Consider the following 20,949-nt stretch of genomic DNA (forward strand, 5'->3'; position numbering starts at 1 on the left):
TCCCTTACATCATTACTATACCGGTGATAACTATATTTATCACTGCTATAGGCATTAAAACTTTCCAACACAACCACATCAATTGGTCTGGTCTTACATCAGGCCAAGCTGCTCTTGTCCATAAGAAAAAGAAGAAAAAGAACGCAACTTTAGCTAACAATCCAAGTGCTCCCAAGAAACTTCCGTCTCCATATCCACCCAAGAAGATAAGAGCCATAACAAAAGAGATAAAGAACATATTTGCATACTCGCCTATAAAGAAAAGTCCCCATCTCATACCTGAGTACTCTGTTCCAAAACCGTCAATAATCTCATGGTCGTTTGCTATTAGGTGAAACGGGGTACGACCGGTTTCGGCAAATGCCGCTATCCAAAAAAGGATAAATGCTACCGGCTGAGACCATACTATCCAGTCAGTAATTCCACCTGCTTGATACTCATTAAAGTCAATTAAAGAGAGTGAGCCAACCATCATAATAGGAGCTAAGATCGATAATCCTGTAATTACCTCATATGAGATAAATATAGCCGCACCACGTGCAGCTGAGAGAAGTGAAAATTTATTTGCAGAAGCCATACCGCCAAGGAGCGGACCATATAAGCCAATACCCATGACTCCAAGTATATATAAAATTCCGATATTAATATCTGCGACTATCGGGTGAACTTCATATCCAAAGAGTGTAAAAGATGGTAGAAAAGGGATAGCAGCTGCAGCCATAAAAGCAGTTGCTGCTGTAATTACAGGTGCAATTTTAAATATTCTGCCGACTACGTTTTTTGGAACGATATCCTCTTTTGTGAAGAGTTTAATACCATCAGCCGCAACTTGAAGTAGTCCAAAAGGTCCAACATTTACAGGTCCTAAACGACGCTGCATAAATGCAAGAACTTTTCTCTCAAAATATGTTCCGATTCCCGCTAATGCAGAAAATATGAGTAAAATTACGACAATTTTTATAACTGTCTCAATCAAATATGCTGTTTCCATATATTACACCTTTTCAATCGAAGCTGTTGTAAAGCGGTATGAGCTAAACAGTGCCTCTGAATTTATTTTAGAATCAAATGTCGGTAACAGTATGATGTCGCCGCTTATTTTATTATCACTTACAATATTTGCTACAAGTTCACCGCTATCGCTCTTAACTCTCACAATATCTCCCTCATTAAAATCAGATGTACTTAAGAACTCTTCACTCATATAGACACCGCTTACCTCATCAAGGTTTGTAGTCTTGTATGTAAAAGGAGTAAACTGTCTTACAGGGTTTGCCATATAAATCAGAGTTCCCTCTAGTTTATCTTCATTAAATTTCTCTACACTCTCATCTCCACTTTGCGCAACTGCAATATTGTCTAGAAGATAGCCACGATGTTCAGTGCCGTCATTGTCGTAGTGATTTGGCAAATCATCAAACTCTTCTGCTCTAAACCCTTGTTCTACAGGAAGCATTTTGGTATATTCAATAACAAGCTCAGCTTTTAAACCAAGAGCATTTGCTATGTCGTTTAGCTCATAACCGTTGTAACCGATAGCGGCATTTGTAGGGTTAGCTCTCTTGTTTATACTAGTTAATGTTCCCTCTTGCTGATTGATAGCAGGCATATCTAAATCACCATCACCTAAAGCTGAGAGCGTAAAGTCGCCTTTTGTGTTATAACCTACCGTATATGAACCGACTTCATCATCAAGCTCACATATAAGTGCAACACCTAGCGAGTTTGTAAGCGTAGGTATCATAGTTAACTCAAACGGACTATACTTCTCAATAAGCGCTAAAAGACGTGCAAGGTTTTTCGAGTTTGGATGAGTATATAAGTCCGGTCCTGCAATAAGAGCAAAGGTATCTTTTTTCTTAAGGTTTTTCTCTAGTGTCTCCATAAAATTATCATCAGCACCTAAAATCTCTAAAAGACGGTTATCATCTACTTCAACCTCTTTTGATACTTTTTTAGGAACCATCTTCTTCTTCTCTTCCTCTACCTCTTCCTCTTCGCCCGTCTCTTCATTTTTCTTCATAACCTTAACTATTTCGGTAATCTCTTCTTTAATTACCTCTTCAACGGTTATAGTTTTTGTTGAGTGAAATGAAGCTAGATACTCAACTATCTCTGAAGGCAGTCTCTCTTTATCCCCAAATAAATCAAGAATCAGATACAAAACTATCTCTTCTTGAAGTGGAGCGTGATACATAGTCATGATACTCTTGCCAAGCCCTTCAATAACAGGATCTTTTACAGGATGGAAGTAAAGTCCTGCACCCTTGTTGACGGTCATAGAGTTATTTAACGCATATCTTGCATTTGGATTGTCACTTTTAATAGCAGTTCCTACCGAGATGACAAAGTTTGCATTGTGTGTTGCTTCAAGGTCATAACCGTAAAGTTTTGTTCCGCTAATTTCGCTGTAATTTTTTAAGAATGTCTGAAACGCTTTTGCCTCACTGTTTACAAGTTTATAGCCATACTTCTCTTTTAGCTTCTGAAGCACTAAAGCCTCTTCATTTGTAATAGTAGAAGTAAACTTTATCGTATCTGCTTTTTTAAACGCTTCTACTGCATTTGCAAATGCCGCCTCGTCTTTAGCTTCAACTCTATTTTGATAATCAAATCCGTATCTTCCCGCGCCACAAAGTGAAACATAATTCCACTCATTCATAACACGGTAAATTTTATCATCTGTGTTATCAATGCTTGTATGTTTTACGTCATAACTTATCTGGCATCCAGCAGAACAGTGTCCGCATGTTGCAGGAATCTGTTTGCACTCCCACGCATTTGTAGTGTATATATAGTGAGTATCTACTAGTGCGCCAACAGGACAAACCGCAGCACACTCACCACAACTAGTACAATCAAGCATCTCTTCACCGCTTGTTAAGCCTATAAGAGATTTATTTAACTTGTTCCACATAGCGTATGCATCTTTTGGCATACTCTCTTTATATTCAGCTTCTAGTGCATCGGCACCGCGAGGTACGGTTTTGAGCGAGTTGTCACCAATCATATCTTTACATGCAGTCACACATCTCTCACAAACGATACATAGACCCGGATTGTAGTGAATATGTCCCCAGTCAATATCGCTTCTATCTACATCTTTAACGGCATAGTTCTGTGCATCTACGCCCATCTCCAGAGTATAATTTTGAAGTTCACACTCCCCGGATTGGTCACAAACACCGCACTGCAACGGGTGGTTTACATCATAAACCTCCATAATAGCGCGACGCTCTTTTATAATATTTTCGGTAGATGTTACAACACTCATACCCTCTTTTGACTTCGCATTACAAGCATATACCTGCTTGCCGTCTGCTTCAACTAGACATAATCTACATGCAAGCGTAGGACTACATCTTGTCAAGTAGCATATTGCCGGTATAAAGATATCATTTGCACGAGCGGCATTGAGTATATACTCACCCTCTTGCGTCTGAACATCTTTCCCATCAATGTTTATAGTAATTTTACTCATTACATTACTCTCGCTATTTTTGATTTTTCAAATCTGTATCTACCTGCATCTACACTTATGTCAAATGTAGGATTTAGAGCTACAGTTCCTTTAAGTTCATCATCTAACTTAAATTTTCTCTGGATTTTTCTTCCCCCAAAGCTAATCTCAACTATATCCCCGTCGCTTATCCTAGCAGCTACGCTAAATTGAGCAGAGCCATGTAGGAAGTTGTCCTTAGGAAGTTGCTGAGCTTTTAGAGTGTAGTTATTAAACTGCAGTACAGGGTCGCAGTGGTAGATAATCGTACCGTTAAACTCAGGCAGGTCATCAAGCTCTTCAAGCTCTGCGTTTGCTTCACAAAAAACCTCATCAAGCAGATAACCGCGGTTATCTTCACCCATTGACGATAAGAAGTTCTCTAAATCATCAAAAGCTACCTCTTTAAAACCGGCGCTCTTGCTTAACTCTTTTGTATACTCAACAGTCTCCTCTTTTTCAATACCAAAAGAGCGAGCTATATCATTTAGGATATATCCATCAAACTCAAGTGAAACATTTGTAGGAAGCACTCTGTTATCTATGCTTACTACCGTCCCTTCTTGTTGATTTAGTGCCGGTACTGCCAAGTGGGCACCATCTAATGAGGAGATTACAAATGAACCTTTTGCATTGTATCCCACTACATTTGAGATATCCTCATCACGATCTAGTGAGTTAATAAGCGATACGCCAAGAGTGTTTACCTCACGAGGAACAACAACTAAAGAGAAGTCGCTGTACTTCTCGATAAGTGCCGCAAGTTTAGCGATATTTGCAGCTCTCTCATGAGCTATAAGGTCGTTGCCTATTATAAGTGTTCGTTTTTTAGCCCTTGAGAAAGATTTCATCATTAAAGAGAACTCCTCTTCTCCAATGTTTGTCTCTGCGTACAAATAACCAAAATCTAAATCCTCAAAAAATGCTCTCTCTTTGTCATCTAAGTCTGCATCTTTAAGTATTGAGTGAGCCAGAAGTGCCATAACACCCTCTTCAGTTCCCACTTCGTACTTCATCATCTGGGTAGTAACATTTTGCATCAGAGCATCTTCCATAGGGTGCGCATAAACGATCTTTGCACCGTTATGTTTTGCAGCGGTTGTCATAGCATATCTAACACCCGGATTGTCAGTTGCTATTCTACTCCCTATAACTATCACCGCGTCTGATTGCTTGATTGCATCAAGAGAGCCGCTGTGATGCAGCTTACCGCTTATAGAGCTGTATGATTTCATAAACTCTGCAAAGACTCTTGCATCTTCATTAAATAATTTTATGCCGAGCTTATCTTTTAAAAGCTCCAGTATATGCGCCTCTTCATTTGTTATTATTGAAGAAAATCTAATAGCCTTTGCCTCCTTAAGAGCCTCTATAGCACTATTAAATGCACTCTCATCTTTTATGGCTTTATTATCAAAGTCAAAACCAAATCGTCCTGCTCCGCAAAGGGAGGTAAACTCAAAGTTGTTTTTAACTCTATATATCTCATCATCGCCATTAATAGAGCTGTGTCTAGTCTCATACTCAAGCGGACATCCGGCAGAACAGTGCGCACATGTCGCAGGAACACGGTTAAGCTCCCAAGCATTTGCTCTATACTTAAAACCGCTGCTTGTAAGCGCGCCAACAGGACAAACTGCAATACACTCACCACAGAATGTACAATCAAGAACGTCGCTTCCTTTTGGAACTATAGTAGATTTATAACCACCTAGCTGTATCTCGATAGCATCGTCACCTATAACCTCATTACAGACATGAACACACTTCTCACACATAATACAAAGCGAAGGCTCATAGTCGATAAGTCCCCACTTTTTCAAAGGGCGAAGCTGGTCACGAGCAGAGAAACTTTGACGCTCTACATCAAACTCTAGAGTCTTATTTTGAAGGTCACACTCTCCTGATTTATCACAAACACCACACTCTAAAGGGTGGTTAACATCATAAAGTTTCATAATGTTTGTTCGCTCATGATTAAGCGCTTGAGAGTTTGTAGTTATCTCTATACCCTCGACAGGCGGTGTGTTACAGCTAAGAACAAAACCATCCATACCGCTTGCTTCAACAACGCACATACGACATGATGCACATGGAGTTGTCTTGGAGATATAGCACATTGTTGGGATATAGATGCTATTTTTTCGAGCTACTGTTAGTATTGTCTCGCCTTTTTTTGCAACTACCGAGATACCATCAATTTTAAAATTAATCTCTTTATTCATCTCGCCCATCCTTATGCCTGCACCATTGCTATATAGTAACAACGCATACAGCGCTCTGCTTCACTTAGCGCCTCTTCTTGGGTAAATCCCAAATTAACTTCTTTGTTGTTGTATTTACGATCTTCTACTTCAAGAACTTGACTATGCTCTCTAGGAACTCCGGCCATCCATCCTGTGATTTTCTCTTTTTTATCATAAACACGAAGCTTTCTAAGATGGTCTTCCATAATCTCTTCGTCTGTTAAAGTAATCTCACCGGTTTGCACATAACGCGCTATAACAGATGCTGCACGTTTTGCTTGTCCTACGGCATTGACAATAGTCATAGGACCATATTCACAATCCCCAGAAGCAAAGATACCCTTGCGAGATGTCATGTAATCCTTGCCATTTGTCTTAATAGTCGCCCATGAAGTCTTCTCAATCTCCCACTCTTCAGGAAGAAGCTGTAAATCAGCTGATTGAGAAACTGCAGGGATAAGATAATCAGCCTCTATCTCATATGAAGCACCCTCGATTTTAACAAGCTCTGCACGTCCTCCATCAGGATTTGGAACTAACTCAAACTTATCTATCAAGAGAGATTTAACTACATCATCTTCATCTCTTAAATCAGCTACTGCGGAGTGAAACAAAAACTCAACTCCCTCTTCTACTGCCTCATGGTACTCTTCATAAGTAGTATTGCGAATAATTGTTTTCTCATCTCTACGATATATCATATAAACTTTTTTCGCATTTGCACGAATTGCACATCTTACAACATCCATAGAAGTAAAACCGCCTCCTACACAGACAACAGTTTTACCTGTTAAATCAACATATGGAGTTGTTAAAAGGTTCTTCTCTTGCTCCTCTTTTGAGATTTCATAACCATACTTCTCATAAAGGTTTACTTTATCGAGGAAGTCTATTGCGCCCCAGTACCCTTTTATCTCCGCTCTTTCGTTGTTACAGTAAACTTTTTTTGAGATTCTAGTTCCGGTTGCAACCATAATTGCATCATACTCGCTCTCAAACCTTCTCATGTCATCGGCATTTATCTTAGAGTTAGTTATAAAGTTAACTCCCATATCTCTTACACACTCTATATCTTGATTGTACTTATCAATCGGCATTCTATACTCAGGAACACCTACGGCAACTTCACCGCCTAAAACAGGAAGCTCCTCATAAACATCAATATCCACGCCCTCTGCCGCAAGATAGTAAGCAGTAGTTAGTCCTGCAGGACCTGCACCGATAACCGCAACTCTTTTGCCTACGTTTGGTTTTTTCTCCATAGGGTGAAAGAAATCATATCCGTGGTCGGTCTCCCAATCTGCACCAAGACGCTTGAGTGCCATAATAGATATAGGCTCATCAAGGTTACTGCGGCGACATGCATCTTCACATGGATGTGGACATACACGCCCACAAACATGCGCTAACGGCATAGTTTGGCGAGTTGCAATAAGAGAATCATCCATCCTAAGGTCTCTTACTCCCTCAATGTATGCAGGAATATCTACATGAGAAGGGCAAGCATCAGAACAAGGTGATGTAATCTTTGCGATATAACCTATTGTCTCATGATAATGTTTTGATGGCTTCTGCTCATTTATGCACTCTAAAAAAGTATCTTCAAAATGAGTCATAAGATCAATTATTGGATTTGGAACGGTTTTTCCAATCTCACACTTTGAAGTAATCTGCATACTTTTACCGATCTCTTTTAGATGGTCCAAATCAGCTATGCTTCCCTCTCCGCGAGCAATCTTATCTAGTTGATCATATAAAATTCGTCCACCCCAACGTCCCGGTGCGCATCTTCCACACGCTTCAGAATACTCCTGATACTGTGCTGCATACTCCATTGCCAGACGGATGACATCTACATTTTCATCAAAAAGTGCCACGCCGTCCCAGCCTATAAAAGCTCTAGATTCACGGTGACTATCATACTGCGCGGGCAGATTGTAAGCTGATTCTTCCCACTCCTCTTGCGGCTTGTTGATGTTGTTGATAAACTCACCGTTCCAAGTAGAAAAATATACTTTACTCAAAATTCAAATCCCACTTATTTTTTTGTTACGATAGTCCAGTCGACTTCGTTAAACTTTAAAGAGTTTAATAACTCATATCCGCACTCTTTTACCAGATCTGCCGATCTTTGAATCGGAGAAAAATCCCCGATTTCAAATAAAAAAATTGCTACCTCACCAGCTTTATGAGTTGCTAAAATCTCTCTCATTCTAGGCTCAAAACCATCCTTTAAGTGTCTTAAATCATATCTTTTCATTAGCGATCAACCTCTCCAAATACGATATTTGTCGTACCGATTATTGAAACGACATCCGGAATATAGTGCCCCGGTAGAAGATCAGTTAAAATTCCTGTATGCCAAAATGACGGTGCACGAAGTTTAAGTCTGTATGGATAAGGTCCGCCTTGAGAGTTGATGTAAAAACCAAGCTCCCCTTTTGGAGACTCAGTCGCTACGTAAACTTCTCCAACAGGTGGTCTCATACCTTGAGTAACAAGAACAAAGTGCTGCATCAAGGAGTAGTTCTGCGTCATTATGTCAAGCTTTGGAGCAGAGACATATTTAGGCGCATGAGCCATCAACTCGGTTTGATTACTCTTAACACACTCTTCATACATGTCTATAGTTTGATAAAGAATCTTTGCAGACTCTCTCATCTCTTCCATATAGATGCGGTATCTTGCAAAGTTGTCACCCTTATCTGAATATGGCACTTTAAACTCTACTTCATCATAAAGCTCATACGGCTCCTCTTTACGAATATCCCAAGCAACACCGCTAGCCCTTAACATTGGTCCTGTACATCCCCATGAAAGTGCCATCTCTTTAGATATTACTCCAACCTCTTCCATTCTCATAAGCCAGATACGGTTAGTGTCAAGAAGATCTTCATAATCTTTGATATTTTGAGGAAGTTTATCTAAAAATGTTTTGAGCTGAGCGATAAATGTATCTTGAATATCAAGCGGAACACCGCCTATACGGATAGCGGCGTGAGTAAGTCTCGCTCCACAATATCCTTCGATGATATCCATAAGATATTCTCTCTCGCGAAATGCAAAAAGGAAAACCGTCATAGCACCGATATCAAGTGCAGTAGTTGCTAACCAAAAGAGGTGACTCATCAAGCGGTTAATCTCTAGAAGCATCATACGAATTACTTTAGCGCGGCGTGGCACTTCAAGACCGATTAGCTTCTCAACCGCAAGAGCAAATCCATAGTTGTTTGAAGATGAAGCAATGTAGTCCATACGGTCTGTTGTGGGCATAAACTCATTATAAATCATATTTTCAGCCATCTTCTCCATACCACGGTGAAGATATCCGATATCCGGATGTGCTTTTACAATCATCTCTTGTTGAAGGTGAAGCATTAAACGAAGTTGTCCGTGAGCAGAAGGGTGCTGAGGACCGAAGTTGAGTATCATCTCATTATCTTCTCGATCAAAGGTAATATTTTCAAAAAACGGGGTTAATCTATTTTTTACTTGCATGTCACCACCTATCTTTGAGGGTCGTCAACGACAACCGAATCTTTTTTATCAAATTTTTTAATCATAAATACGCCGCCCTCTTCTTGATAATTCTGCTCATTCTTAGGCTCATTACCGGTAATCTTAGTTCCCTTAGGCACCTCATGTCCAAGACGTGCAAATCGCTCAGAGTCATATCTATCGACTTTTGCGGTGTCACGAAGTTCAGGCCCTATAATATCGCGCGCCTCTTTTCCGTAAATCTTGTCAACTTCATACCATGCAGCAAACTCATCGCCTTGAAGCGGATATGTTTTTAGAAGTGGATATCCTTGCCAATCATATGGCATAAGAATTCTTTTCATAAACGGGTGTCCGTTTGCTTCAATACCAAACATATCAAACATCTCACGTTCAGACCAGTCAGCTGAGCGAAAAAGCTTCTCAACGCTATTTACCGCTTCACCCTTGTTAATGAACATCTTTATACGAATGCGCTTGCGTTTGTTCATACTAAGCATCTGATAAAAAATCTCAAAACCGCCTCTATCTGCAAGCCAGTCAATTGCGCTCATCTCGCTTAGTTGAGTATAGTCGCACTCATCTCTTAAAAGCTCTAGTACTTTATAGTTATCAGAAGGGTTGATAAAAACAACCATCTGCTCAACTTGGATATAGGCATCAAGAACATCTACTTTTGCTTTTATAGCCTCTAAATCTGCGGCAAAAATCTCATCACTCTCTACATGTAGTTTCGGAACTTGTGGAGAGACATAGTATCTATCGGTATAGTAGGCTTTTGCCTGTACATTATCTTTAGGTTTATAAGCTCTCATTACATCAACCTTTTAGCAGTTTGTGCTCTTGAAGCTTTGTTGGCACGAATTTTTTTCTGAAGTAGCATTACTCCATATTGAAGCGTCTCAGGACGAGGAGCACAACCCGGAAGATACAAATCAACCGGGATGATTCTATCTACCCCTTGAACAGTAGCGTAAGTGTTAAACATTCCACCCGTATTTGCACATGAACCCATAGAGATAACCCATTTTGGCTCAGTCATCTGATCATAAAGTCTTTTAATAAACTCTGCATGTTTTTTTGTAAGCGTTCCTGCAACTATCATAACGTCTGCTTGACGAGGAGATGCTCTAAAGATTGTTCCAAATCTATCGAAGTCATATCTTGAAGCACCCGAAGCCATCATCTCAATACCACAGCATGCAAGACCGTAAGTTAGAGCCCAAATCGAGTTTGAACGTCCCCAGTTTACAATCTTGTCTATGCTTGTAAGTGCAACCGGCAAACCACCGTTTTGCGTATAATTTATTTTATGTTGTGCCATTCAAGCGCTCCTTTTTTCCATGCATAAATAAAACCTATCGTTAAAAGCAGTATAAACATTAACATCTCGGCAAAACCGAACCATCCAAGCAGTTTAAAATCAACAGCCCAAGGAAACATAAAGATTATCTCTACATCAAATAGTAAAAAAAGCAGTGCAAATAGATAAAACTGCGGAGAGATTCTGTTTGGCTGTTTTGTAACCTCAGGTCCACACTCATAAACTGAGAGTTTAATTTTTTCATTACTTTTAGCCGCTAACGCACGACTTGCCAAACGCGCTATTATTGTTGTTACTATAAATGCACCGAATGTTAGAAGGAAAAGTACAAATACCCCGAAATAAGGATTTGAAGTCACTACATGCTCCATATAACCTACCTTTATTATAATTATTTTTTAAAACGCATAAAAACATAAGCCGTTTGACTTAAATATTTTCATATATTTTTAGAAAAAACAGTTAGGGGGATTGTAGCAAAAAGAGTATTAAATAAAACATTAAGGCGCTATTTGAAGAAGTCTGTGTTACTAAATACTACATATTTTTCTGACTTATTCTATGCAATGTGTAAATCAGAAACACAAATAAAAGAGAATTATTGTAAAGTGACATTTTTCATTTCTCAAGATATATAAAAAAAGTATTTTAATTGTTTAATTATGGACGAGAGTCTAGTAAGGTACTCAAAAGTATTTAGGAGTTATACTCTACTTACCTAATTAAGAATAAAAAGGAGTTCTAATGTATTTTTCTAAAACAGCAGCAGTTTTATTGCTAACAGGTTCTTTGGCTTTTGCTCAAACTCTAGAGAGTGGAAAGTTTTATGTAGGCGCAAACTTAGGGATAAACATACCGTCTGTAGATTCACGAAGTAACGATGCTGGGAGAGTAACAAGTATGTCACTTGGTGAGGTTGGTGCAATATATGATTTGCATGCGGGATGGCGTGTATATCTAGAAAATAGTTTTCATGGTCTGGAGTTCTCATTTAAAGATACAAACGGCGAAGGAAATTATGTGGTAAACTCTTCATCAAATTTAGGCGGCAGTTTTTATACTAATGAATCATATGAGCTAAGCTATAAAGGCGGTTACGAATTTACACCCAAAACTTATGTAACAGGGCGTTTTGGATATGGAAGAATTGATGTTGATCACGCTATCAGGGGTAGTACAGAAATTCAAAATGGTACATTTAGTAACTCCTTAGACCTTTTTATTTTAGGTTTAGGTATGGAGTATTCCATCACCTCAAATATAAATATAACTGCTGAGTACAGCTACCGTTTTGCAGAAGATATTGACAAACGACATATGTATTTAGATAATAGTGGAGACTACACGGATATAAAAGCTGAGTTTACAGATCACTCTATTTTATTGGGTGTAAATTATATATTTTAAAACTTTAATTACAAAAGAGCCTTAGAAGCTCTTTTGTTTTTAATTTTAGTACTAAAGTATACACCGCTTCTTAAAACCAAAATCTAAATCCCGTAGTTATATAAACTTCATCTAATGGTACAACGTCATCCGTATTACCAAAATTTTTACTCCATTGTATTCCTATATAGGGAGCAAACTCTCTTACAAACTCATATCTAAGTCTCGCTCCTAAAGTAAGGTTTGAAAAACCGCTTCCTATACCCATCTCTAAGTTATCTTTTGAGTATGCTTCCATCTCTATACTGGGTGTCAGAATTAGTTTTTGAGTAAAAAGTGCTTCATATTCGGCTTCTGCTCTAAAACCTATATTTCCTTCATCGCCTACTAATACAACTGCTCTTATTTCAAAAAAGTATGGAGCTAAACCTTGAACACCTATCACACCCCAAGTTTTGTCTGACTCTTCTGTTTTATCATAAGCAACCCCAAGTTGAACATCCCAGTAAGGCGTTGTTGCTCGAGAATAAACTAGCTGATTCTCACTCTTAAGTGAACTTACATTATCAACCTTTTCTCCTTCACTATAGATATAAATCTTGTTTAAATCATACCCCACATAGGCATAACTCTCCCAAGCAGTTGCTTTTTCATCATTAAACTGATACTCTAACTTATCTACCATAACAGTTGCTCTTAAAATATCTCCACCACTTCCATCCGCAAATGCAGATTTACTCAAGACTAATGCTAATACTGCTGCTAATAATAAATTTTTCATAATAACTCCCACCCTAAAGCACTACAACTTTTCTAAACATATCTCTCATATGATAAAGAAGGTGACAATGATAAGCCCAAGAACCTTTTGCATCTACATTTACGCGAAAGCTTATTTTTGAACCTGGTTGTGCTATAACAGTATGTTTTCTAGGTAAATGATTATCATCTCCCGTCTCTAAATCACTCCACATTCCATGAAGGTGCATAGGGTGATTCATCATTGTGTCATTAATGTATGTAATCCTTAATCTCTCCCCATATTTAAACTCCAGCGGTTTTGCATCTTTATATGCTATGCCGTTGATAGTCCATATATATCTATGCATATTGCCGGTTAACCTTAGTATGATTTCTCTATCCGGATATCTGTCATGTGTTGTAGGTGCTAGAGATCTTAAATCAGCATACGTTAGAACTTTTCTGCCGTTTGCTCTTAATCCAACCCCTGGGTCATTTAGTCTATATTGTGGGTCTATTGCTCTCATGGTAGTTTGCACCCCTCTATCTTCCTCTAAAGGAGTTATAGGAATATTTACGTTATTCATATTCATCTCCATTTTAGAACTACTTGCAGACATATCCATACCTCCACCACACTTCATAACACTCTCATGCTTCTTTGGAGGCTCTTTCATTGATGACATATCATGCTCTTGTTTTGCTTCTTTCATCCCAGACATATTCATACCCATATCAGCATGCGATAAAATACCGACCTCATCCATTTTGGGCGTCGGTGCGACTATTGATGCATCATATGTTAAAGCCCCAAGAGCATATCCGCTTCTATCAAGAGATTGTGCAAAGATTGCATAAGCTTTGTTATCTTCCGGCTCAACTATTACATCATAAGTCTCTGCAACGCCAATTCTAAACTCATCTACCTCTACAGGTTGAACATAGTTTCCATCTGCTGCTACCACCCTCATTTTAAGTCCGGGGATTCTTACATCAAAAAATGTCATTGCCGCTGAGTTAATAAAACGAAGCCTTATCTTTTGAGAATTTTTAAATATTGCTTTAAAGTTTGTTGCCGGATTTTGCCCATTCATCAGATAGGTATATGTATATCCTGTTACATCAGATAAATCCCTATCCGTCATAGCCATATTGTTCCACATTTTTCTCTGGTTAAATGCGGTAAAAAAACCTTTTTCCCTCACTTCTGTAAGAAAATCTCCTACAGTTCTTTGATTAAAGTTGTAGTAATCAGCTGAGAGTTTAAGTTTTCTATATATGGAAGATGGCTTCTCATCTGAGTAATCTGAGAGTAAGATGACATACTCTTTATCATAATCAAGTATCTCCTCTTTTGGCTCTATAATTATTGCACCATAAACACCTGTTTGCTCTTGAAATCCAGAGTGTGAGTGATACCAATATGTCCCACTTTGAACAACTGGAAACTTATATGTAAAAGTCTCCCCGGGGCGGATTCCATCAAAACTAATCCCAGGAACACCATCCATAGATGCTGGGAGAATAATACCATGCCAGTGAATTGATGAATCTTCTTCAAGGTTATTTGTTACGTTTATGGTAATTTCATCACCCTCTCTCCATCTGAGAGTTGGACCTGCTAGCATTGAGTTTACTGCAGTAGCTACCGACGGTTCGCCTGTTATGTTTACACTTATTTTATCTATTGTAAGATTAAATTCAGTTGCGCTTAACTCCTCTGTATCTCTACGAGTTAAAATTTTCGTGCTTGCGTTTAGACTTATAGGAACAGTGGTAGCCAACGCAGATGCTACAACACCTTTTACAAATACTCTTCTAGAGATGTTTAAAGTTTTATTACTCATCTAGGACTCCTACTATTTTGTCTGTAACTCTTTTGAGGCCTTTTTAATCTTATCTTATTTTAGTAAAAAGTATAAATATTTTAGCAATGTAGCTCTTAAATCAGAAGATACAATACTTGCTTGCATTTTTAGGATAAAATCATAAACTTAATTACTTTTTCAAGAGGGGGAAGGCATTATGGAGCATTTAGAAGCAACTCTTCATGAACTTCTGCTTAATAGAGAGTGGGGTAAGCTCAGGCGTTTACTAGCAGAGCACGACTCCTTTAATCTGGCAAATCTTATCGAATATAGAGAGGATGAAAATGAAATAATCCTCTTTAGACTTTTAAAAAGAGCGCAGACAAAAGAGACTTTTTCTCTTCTTTCTCATGAGAAACAACTTGAAATTATTCAAAAATTAGCACAAAGCAATCATAAGCTCTCCCTCTTACTAAATGATATGGATCCCGATGATAGAACCGCACTTTTTAAAGAGCTTCCAAAAGATATAGCACAAAGGCTTATCAACTCTTTGTCTCCAAAAGAGCAAACGATAGCGATACAGCTACTTAAATATCCCAAGGATAGTATCGGGCGTTTGATGACACCTGAATATGTCGCAATAAAGCCTCACAACACGGTAGAAGAAGCCTTTGCTCATATTAGAAAATATGGCAGAGATTCTGAAACATTAAATGTGATTTATGTTGTAGATGAGAAGCGAAAACTTTTAGATGATTTGCGTATCAAAGAGCTTATTCTTGCCTCACCGACGCAAAAAATTACCGAGCTACTTGATTACCGTTTTATTGCTCTTAATGCGATGGATGACCAAGAAAAGGCTATCGCAACATTTCAAGATTACGACAGAGTAGCGCTTCCTGTTTTAAATGCCGATGGCACTCTTGTGGGCATCGTATCCATCGATGACATCATGGATGTTGTAGAAGAGGAGTCAACTGAGGACTTCCATAAATTTGGTTCTTTTTCAAAAGCAATTAGTAATCCCCTCAAAGAGCGCATTATTAATCTTTATAAAAAGCGTATAGTTTGGCTTGTGCTGCTTGTTTTTATGAATATCTTCTCAGGCGCGGCACTCGCAAACTTTGAGGCTCTTATACAATCAACCGTTGCTTTAGTTTTCTTTTTGCCGCTTCTAATAGATAGCGGAGGAAATGCCGGTTCCCAATCAGCAACGCTCATGATTCGCTCCTTAGCCATCGGAGATGTTAAGCTTACCGACTGGTACAAGCTCATAGCAAAGGAGATAGGCGTGGCTTTGTTGCTCGGTATAACGATGGCATTGGCGATTGGAGTTGTAGCTAGTTTTAGAGCCCCTGAGGTTATGTTTGTTGTATGTTTAACTATGGTTATTGTTGTTTTAGTTGGAAGCCTTATAGGACTACTTTTACCATTTATCTTTACAAAACTCAAGTTAGATCCGGCAACAGCAAGTGCTCCGCTTATTACCTCCATAGCAGATATTAGTGGTGTTTTAATCTACTTCTCTATAGCATCATGGTATTTTGGGGTTATTTAGAAGCTTCTTGATTGTGTAGTATTATTAGTTATTAAGGTGCTAAACTATACACTAAAAGCGTAATTATTTTACTAAAATATTTTTACTGCCTTACTCATTAAAGATAGAAGAGTTTAAAAAGGTACTGAGACCAAATATAAAAAGGAATCAATACATGGATATAGACAAAACAATTTTTCATGAGACAGAGGAGAAGATATAGATGGAGACACCACTTTTAATCTCATTTTCTCTATATATGTTAGTTATGTTAGGCATTGGGTTTTACTTCTACTTTAAAACTGATGATTTGAGCGATTATGTTCTTGGTGGTAGAGGCTTGGGTCCGGGGGTAACAGCCCTTAGTGCCGGTGCATCTGACATGAGCGGATGGCTACTTTTAGGGCTTCCGGGGATGATGTATAGTGATGGTTTAGTTGGTAGTTGGATTGCTGTTGGACTTTTTATTGGAGCATTTTTGAACTGGCACTTCGTTGCAAAACCGCTTAGAGTCTATACTCACTATCTTCATGACGCTATTACTATTCCTGATTATTTCTCAAACAGATTTAAAGATAACAAAAACTCTCTAAGAGTTATAACTGCTATTGTTATTTTAGTTTTTTACACCCTCTATACATCTTCAGGACTTGTCGGCGGTGCTAAACTTTTTGAAGCTACATTTAACTTAGAGTATTCAACTGCACTAATTGTCGGTAGTTTTATTATAGTCTCTTACACATTTTTAGGCGGATACAACGCTGTTAGCTGGACAGATTTTATTCAAGGTATCCTTATGATGTTAGCTCTTGTAATCACGCCTATGGTAGTCTTATATGATGTCGGCGGATTAGGTGAAGCCATAAGAGTCATAAATATTCATGAAGCAGAGATGCTAGATATTTTTAGAGGAAGCTCCATTATTGGAGTTATTTCACTTCTAGCTTGGGGGCTTGGATATTTTGGTCAGCCTCACATCTTGGTGCGTTTTATGTCCATAAGAGATGAGAATGAGATGCATCGCGCAAAAACTATAGGCATGACTTGGATGGGATTATCAATACTTGGCTCACTAGCTGTTGGTTTCTTTGGTTTTGTCTATGTTATGGCAAATGGAGTTGACTTACAAGATAGTGAGAAGATTTTTATAACTCTCTCTCAACTACTTTTTAACCCTTGGATTGCAGGATTCTTACTCGCTGCTATTTTAGCTGCTATCATGAGCACTATTGACTCTCAACTTCTAGTTTCATCTTCAGTTTTAACAAGAGATATCTACCATGCACTCTTAAGAGAAGAGGCAAGCAACAAAGAGCTTGTTTGGGTTGGTCGTGCTACTGTTATAGCTATTGCACTCATCGCTTGGTATATCTCAACAGATGAAAATTCGAGTGTCTTGCAGCTCGTCTCTTACGCTTGGGCCGGTTTTGGTGCAGCCTTTGGACCGCTTGTGATTTTATCTCTATATAACCAAAACATAACAAGAGTAGGAGCAATAGCAGGAATGGTAGTTGGCTCTTTAACAGTCATAATCTATAAAAATCTAGAGGGTGGTATATTTGATCTATACGAACTCTTGCCTGGATTTATCTTTGCGTGGATTGCTATTTTACTCTTTAGTAGAGTTGGCGAGAGTGCGTCAGATGATTCCAAAAAGATATTTCAAGAGGTTCAGGATAAACTAAAAGCGTAGCTTGCAGCTACCTTTTAGTACTAACTCTATTTCTACCGCTATTTTTTGCCTCATAAAGAGCATCATCGGCTCTTTTTAAAGCCTGCTCAATATCTGCCTCATTCTCTACATCTATTTGAGCTACGCCTATGCTTACCGTAAAGTTAAAATCTTCATTTTTTGGAGAGATGAGAGTTAGTGACTCTACTAGTTTGCGTAACTTCTCGGCTAAATAAGTGGCATCTTGGAGTGCAGTATTTGGCAGCAGTATAACAAACTCCTCGCCTCCATATCTACAAACTATGTCGCTTTGTCTTTGAGTATCAAGTAGAAGCCGTGATAAATTAATCAACACTTCATCGCCAAATTGGTGTCCATAAGTATCGTTTACCCTCTTAAACCTATCTATATCAATCATGAGAATAGATAGATGTTTCTTCTCTCTTTTAGAGATATTTAAAACCTCTTTAGATATCTCGGTAAAATATCTTCTATTGTAGAGCTTAGTCATAGGGTCAGTTGATGCTAAGAGCTTTAACTCTATCTGTTTTAGTCTCTCTTGCTCTTTTTCCTCTTCCATGATTTTAAATTTATGTGCAACCAAGTAAGAGAGTAGTAGCGCCTCAATAATAAGACCGATACTTGTACCACGAGACGATATATAGTTAGAGTCCGCAAAACCGGTAAAATACATAAGGGCATAAATGCTAAAAAATAGATAAAATGTATGGGCAAACAGAAATATTTTTACAAGCTTATCCCCTCTTATGTAGAGGTTAACAGCAACCCACAAAAATACAATAAGAGCATAATTATGGGATAAAGCTAAAATCTCTAAAGCAGTAGTAAAATCTACAATGCCATATAAAAAGTTCAATAGCGAAACAACTATGATGCTAGATAATAGCTTATGCTCAAATTTATACTTCTCTTCTGTTTTAAAAATTGTTTGAATAAAAAGTGCTAAAAAAATGGGAGCTAACATTATCCCAAAGTTAAATCTTGCAGGAGTATCCCCATATATTTGAAAATAGTGTGCCAATGAGCCATAGACATAAAGTATCCACATAGTTGAGGAGATGAGATACAAAGAGTAGTAGAGATACTCTCTATACCTCGAAGAGATAAAGATGAGCAGGTTGTATAGAGCCAAAGCCAAAAGAAGCCCAGAGATTAGCACTGCATCTACTTTTTCATATATTAAATATCTAATAGACTCTTTTTGTGAATATATTAAAAAGTTGTAAAAATGGTAGGCGGGAGTTTTTTGATGCAGATATATTGTCTTGTACTTATCTGGCTTGATTGAAAACTCAAAAACTGCATCTGCGCCGTTGAGTTGCTCTTTGGCAAGTGGACCATATGGAACAATAGCTTGATGATTTACAAGTTTATCACTACTGTCTACTTCAAAATACTCTATGCTTGTAAATTTAAAAGCTGTGTCTTGATGTAAAAATATAGTCTGTTCTCTCTTTGTTTCATTAAAGAGTTTTATTTTTACCCAAACGTCTTTAACTTTAATACCCAAAGAGTCCCTGTTTGGACCTTGCTTAAACTGCTTAGATTTAATATCTTCAAACTTTACTTCATTCGTTTTATCAACAAGATAACTTAGCTCAAAATCTGTAATGCTAAAAGTATCAGAATCTATTTTTACGACAGGCTCTGCCAATAAGAGTGAAAAGAGCGATAAAAATAGTACTACCAATCTCATATGCTTTTTCTTATATTTTATTTAACTACTCTATAATATCTAAATTGAGTTTATATAAGACACTATTGTCTCTTAAGCTCTATTTTATAAGCAATTTTTGGATTGACTAAACTTCTATAACTTGCCTATACTAACGCTAAATTTATATTTAAAAAGGGGCAAACATGAGACATAGGACTAAAACACACCTCTTAAGCAAAGAGCAGATAGAGGAGCTATTTTTGCGAGCTGAAGTTGGGCGGCTTGGAACTTTTTCTCAAGATGGTTTTCCATATATCCTGCCTATGCATTTTGTATATTTTGAAGATAAAATATATATGCACGGCTTACCAAAGGGTAAAAAAATTGACAACATTGCGTTTAACCAAAATGTCTGTTTTGAGATAGATGAGATGTTCTCTTTATTGCATGAAGGTGTTAAAAATCCTTGCGATGTAAACACGGAGTTCAATAGTATTATCGCTAACGGTACAGCTTCAATCGTAACTGATTTTGATGAGAAAAAAATCGCACTATCTAAAATCATAGAAAAATTCACTCCTCATCTAGCAGATAAAGAGATGCCTCTTAAGATGATAAATACAACCGCTGTTATAAGAGTGGATATTTTAGAGTGCGTAGGAAGATATTACAAATAAGGGAGAAATCTCTCCTTTTAAAGTTCATTAAACTTCTCTGTTTTGTTTATTTAAAGACTCATAAGCAATCAGTATTTTTTTGCGCTCAATTCCCCATCTATAGCCACTCATAGCTCCACTTTTAGCTATGACTCTATGGCAGGGGATAAGATACCCTATGTGGTTTTTTCCAATGGCACTCGCTACCGCTCTGGCTGCTTTTGGTTTATCTACAAAATTTGCTATATCTTGGTAGGTTGCTACTACCCCGTTTGGCAGGTTTAAAAGAGCTCTCCAGACATTTACTTGAAGATTTGTCCCCTTTACGTAAAGGGAGTATTTTTTATTTTTTATAAAGATATTTTCTAGGTACTCATTTGCGGCTTTTTCATCAAAACAGAGATTTGCATTTTCCCAAAGCTCTTTAAATCTACTGAAAATCTCATTTTTATTATTATCAATAAAACCCAAATAACAGATGCCTTTGTCCGTAAATCCTATCAAAGCCTCTCCAAAAGGAGTTTCTCCAAATCCGTAAGTTATTAAAACATCTCTGCCCTTTTCTCTCCACTCCCTTGGAGTTACCCCGATTAGGTTTACAAAAAGTTCATGCAGTCTGCTTGAGCTTGAGAGTCCCATATCTAAACTGCTCTCAAGTATGGATTTGGACTCTTTTATATGCTCTTTTGCATAGTTTAGTGTGACGCTGTGTAAAAACTGCATAGGAGTAACACCTACATACTCTTTAAATACTCTTATAAAGTGGTATTTGCTCATGCCGATATTTTTAGCGACTTCATCAATTGAAGGGTGCTCTTTGAAATTCTCATCAATATATTTGATTGCTTTTTCTATCTGTATATAGTTGCTATTAAAAGTATGCATCGCCTCTCCAAACTCT

General features: G+C 37.9%; 17 protein-coding genes. 4 read left to right on the top strand and 13 right to left on the bottom strand.

Features of this window, described 5'->3' with window-relative positions; all coding sequences use genetic code 11:
* Positions 1-4: 4 nt before the first annotated feature.
* The 9 genes from nuoH to M0Q20_RS03855 are packed head-to-tail and all read right to left on the bottom strand — an operon-like array spanning position 5 to position 10,938.
* Entirely contained in the window at positions 5-991 is a 987-nt protein-coding gene (gene nuoH, locus M0Q20_RS03815) for an NADH-quinone oxidoreductase subunit NuoH (RefSeq protein ID WP_295058839.1), read from the bottom strand.
* Between the two features lie 3 nt (positions 992-994).
* Positions 995-3,481: an NADH-quinone oxidoreductase subunit G gene (locus M0Q20_RS03820; protein ID WP_295058840.1), complete on the bottom strand. Its 2,487-nt coding sequence runs from the start codon at positions 3,479-3,481 to the stop codon at positions 995-997.
* Positions 3,481-5,724, bottom strand: a complete 2,244-nt coding sequence (locus M0Q20_RS03825) for an NADH-quinone oxidoreductase subunit G (RefSeq protein WP_295058841.1) — start codon at positions 5,722-5,724, stop codon at positions 3,481-3,483. Before M0Q20_RS03825 ends, M0Q20_RS03820 begins: the two co-directional genes overlap by 1 nt.
* Positions 5,725-5,735: 11 nt before the next feature.
* Positions 5,736-7,769 carry an FAD-dependent oxidoreductase gene (locus M0Q20_RS03830; protein ID WP_295058842.1) on the bottom strand — a complete coding sequence of 678 codons (2,034 nt, stop codon included), beginning with the start codon at positions 7,767-7,769 and terminating at the stop codon, positions 5,736-5,738.
* A gap of 14 nt (positions 7,770-7,783) precedes the next feature.
* Positions 7,784-8,005: an NADH-ubiquinone oxidoreductase subunit E family protein gene (locus tag M0Q20_RS03835; protein ID WP_295058843.1), complete on the bottom strand. Its 222-nt coding sequence runs from the start codon at positions 8,003-8,005 to the stop codon at positions 7,784-7,786.
* Positions 8,005-9,243 carry an NADH dehydrogenase (quinone) subunit D gene (gene nuoD / locus M0Q20_RS03840; RefSeq protein WP_295058844.1) on the bottom strand — a complete coding sequence of 413 codons (1,239 nt, stop codon included), beginning with the start codon at positions 9,241-9,243 and terminating at the stop codon, positions 8,005-8,007. Before nuoD ends, M0Q20_RS03835 begins: the two co-directional genes overlap by 1 nt.
* An 8-nt stretch (positions 9,244-9,251) precedes the next feature.
* Entirely contained in the window at positions 9,252-10,058 is an 807-nt protein-coding gene (locus M0Q20_RS03845; RefSeq protein ID WP_295058845.1) for an NADH-quinone oxidoreductase subunit C, read from the bottom strand.
* Positions 10,058-10,567 (bottom strand): NADH-quinone oxidoreductase subunit B family protein, encoded by a 510-nt coding sequence (locus M0Q20_RS03850; RefSeq protein WP_295058846.1) that lies wholly within the window; start codon positions 10,565-10,567, stop codon positions 10,058-10,060. Before M0Q20_RS03850 ends, M0Q20_RS03845 begins: the two co-directional genes overlap by 1 nt.
* On the bottom strand, positions 10,549-10,938 hold the full coding sequence (locus M0Q20_RS03855) for an NAD(P)H-quinone oxidoreductase subunit 3 (RefSeq protein ID WP_295058847.1): 390 nt from the start codon (positions 10,936-10,938) through the stop codon (positions 10,549-10,551). Before M0Q20_RS03855 ends, M0Q20_RS03850 begins: the two co-directional genes overlap by 19 nt.
* 373 nt (positions 10,939-11,311) lie before the next feature.
* Here M0Q20_RS03855 and M0Q20_RS03860 point away from each other — a divergent pair, with 373 nt between their 5' ends.
* Positions 11,312-11,974 carry an outer membrane beta-barrel protein gene (locus M0Q20_RS03860; protein WP_295058848.1) on the top strand — a complete coding sequence of 221 codons (663 nt, stop codon included), beginning with the start codon at positions 11,312-11,314 and terminating at the stop codon, positions 11,972-11,974.
* A 70-nt stretch (positions 11,975-12,044) separates the two neighbouring features.
* Here the strand turns inward: M0Q20_RS03860 and M0Q20_RS03865 are convergent, their stop codons facing one another.
* Together M0Q20_RS03865 and M0Q20_RS03870 are read right to left on the bottom strand one after the other, a co-directional pair.
* Positions 12,045-12,734 (bottom strand): copper resistance protein B, encoded by a 690-nt coding sequence (locus M0Q20_RS03865; RefSeq protein ID WP_295058849.1) that lies wholly within the window; start codon positions 12,732-12,734, stop codon positions 12,045-12,047.
* Between the two features lie 13 nt (positions 12,735-12,747).
* On the bottom strand, positions 12,748-14,541 hold the full coding sequence (locus M0Q20_RS03870) for a copper resistance system multicopper oxidase (protein ID WP_295058850.1): 1,794 nt from the start codon (positions 14,539-14,541) through the stop codon (positions 12,748-12,750).
* Between the two features lie 178 nt (positions 14,542-14,719).
* On the opposite strand from M0Q20_RS03870, the gene mgtE reads away from it, so the two are divergent.
* Both mgtE and putP read left to right on the top strand, forming a co-directional pair.
* The gene (gene mgtE, locus M0Q20_RS03875) at positions 14,720-16,063 is read left to right on the top strand and encodes a magnesium transporter (protein ID WP_295058851.1); all 1,344 of its coding nucleotides are present in this window, start codon (positions 14,720-14,722) and stop codon (positions 16,061-16,063) included.
* 202 nt (positions 16,064-16,265) lie between these two features.
* Complete coding sequence (putP, locus tag M0Q20_RS03880) at positions 16,266-17,735, top strand: sodium/proline symporter PutP (protein WP_295058852.1); 1,470 nt, start codon at positions 16,266-16,268, stop codon at positions 17,733-17,735.
* A 7-nt stretch (positions 17,736-17,742) separates the two neighbouring features.
* On the opposite strand, the gene M0Q20_RS03885 is transcribed toward putP, so the two are convergent.
* Complete coding sequence (locus M0Q20_RS03885) at positions 17,743-19,431, bottom strand: diguanylate cyclase (protein ID WP_295058853.1); 1,689 nt, start codon at positions 19,429-19,431, stop codon at positions 17,743-17,745.
* Between the two features lie 164 nt (positions 19,432-19,595).
* Here M0Q20_RS03885 and M0Q20_RS03890 point away from each other — a divergent pair, with 164 nt between their 5' ends.
* Positions 19,596-20,069: a pyridoxamine 5'-phosphate oxidase family protein gene (locus tag M0Q20_RS03890; RefSeq protein WP_295058854.1), complete on the top strand. Its 474-nt coding sequence runs from the start codon at positions 19,596-19,598 to the stop codon at positions 20,067-20,069.
* Positions 20,070-20,096: 27 nt separating this feature from the next.
* On the opposite strand, the gene M0Q20_RS03895 is transcribed toward M0Q20_RS03890, so the two are convergent.
* On the bottom strand, positions 20,097-20,933 hold the full coding sequence (locus M0Q20_RS03895; RefSeq protein WP_295058855.1) for a methylated-DNA--[protein]-cysteine S-methyltransferase: 837 nt from the start codon (positions 20,931-20,933) through the stop codon (positions 20,097-20,099).
* Between the last annotated feature and the right edge of the window lie 16 nt (positions 20,934-20,949).

It is taken from the genome of Sulfurimonas sp. (genome assembly GCF_023229025.1).
In the GTDB taxonomy this organism is placed as follows: Bacteria; Campylobacterota; Campylobacteria; order Campylobacterales; family Sulfurimonadaceae; genus Sulfurimonas.

What these genes read in the sequence shown, in the direction of transcription:
- nuoH (WP_295058839.1), bottom strand. Translation starts at nt 991, where the DNA reads ATGGAAACAGCATATTTGATTGAGACAGTTATAAAAATTGTCGTAATT.
- M0Q20_RS03820 (WP_295058840.1), bottom strand. Translation starts at nt 3,481, where the DNA reads ATGAGTAAAATTACTATAAACATTGATGGGAAAGATGTTCAGACGCAA.
- M0Q20_RS03825 (WP_295058841.1), bottom strand. Translation starts at nt 5,724, where the DNA reads ATGAATAAAGAGATTAATTTTAAAATTGATGGTATCTCGGTAGTTGCA.
- M0Q20_RS03835 (WP_295058843.1), bottom strand. Translation starts at nt 8,005, where the DNA reads ATGAAAAGATATGATTTAAGACACTTAAAGGATGGTTTTGAGCCTAGA.
- nuoD (WP_295058844.1), bottom strand. Translation starts at nt 9,243, where the DNA reads ATGCAAGTAAAAAATAGATTAACCCCGTTTTTTGAAAATATTACCTTT.
- M0Q20_RS03845 (WP_295058845.1), bottom strand. Translation starts at nt 10,058, where the DNA reads ATGAGAGCTTATAAACCTAAAGATAATGTACAGGCAAAAGCCTACTAT.
- M0Q20_RS03850 (WP_295058846.1), bottom strand. Translation starts at nt 10,567, where the DNA reads ATGGCACAACATAAAATAAATTATACGCAAAACGGTGGTTTGCCGGTT.
- M0Q20_RS03855 (WP_295058847.1), bottom strand. Translation starts at nt 10,938, where the DNA reads ATGGAGCATGTAGTGACTTCAAATCCTTATTTCGGGGTATTTGTACTT.
- M0Q20_RS03860 (WP_295058848.1), top strand. Translation starts at nt 11,312, where the DNA reads ATGTATTTTTCTAAAACAGCAGCAGTTTTATTGCTAACAGGTTCTTTG.
- M0Q20_RS03865 (WP_295058849.1), bottom strand. Translation starts at nt 12,734, where the DNA reads ATGAAAAATTTATTATTAGCAGCAGTATTAGCATTAGTCTTGAGTAAA.
- M0Q20_RS03870 (WP_295058850.1), bottom strand. Translation starts at nt 14,541, where the DNA reads ATGAGTAATAAAACTTTAAACATCTCTAGAAGAGTATTTGTAAAAGGT.
- mgtE (WP_295058851.1), top strand. Translation starts at nt 14,720, where the DNA reads ATGGAGCATTTAGAAGCAACTCTTCATGAACTTCTGCTTAATAGAGAG.
- putP (WP_295058852.1), top strand. Translation starts at nt 16,266, where the DNA reads ATGGAGACACCACTTTTAATCTCATTTTCTCTATATATGTTAGTTATG.
- M0Q20_RS03885 (WP_295058853.1), bottom strand. Translation starts at nt 19,431, where the DNA reads ATGAGATTGGTAGTACTATTTTTATCGCTCTTTTCACTCTTATTGGCA.
- M0Q20_RS03890 (WP_295058854.1), top strand. Translation starts at nt 19,596, where the DNA reads ATGAGACATAGGACTAAAACACACCTCTTAAGCAAAGAGCAGATAGAG.
- M0Q20_RS03895 (WP_295058855.1), bottom strand. Translation starts at nt 20,933, where the DNA reads ATGCATACTTTTAATAGCAACTATATACAGATAGAAAAAGCAATCAAA.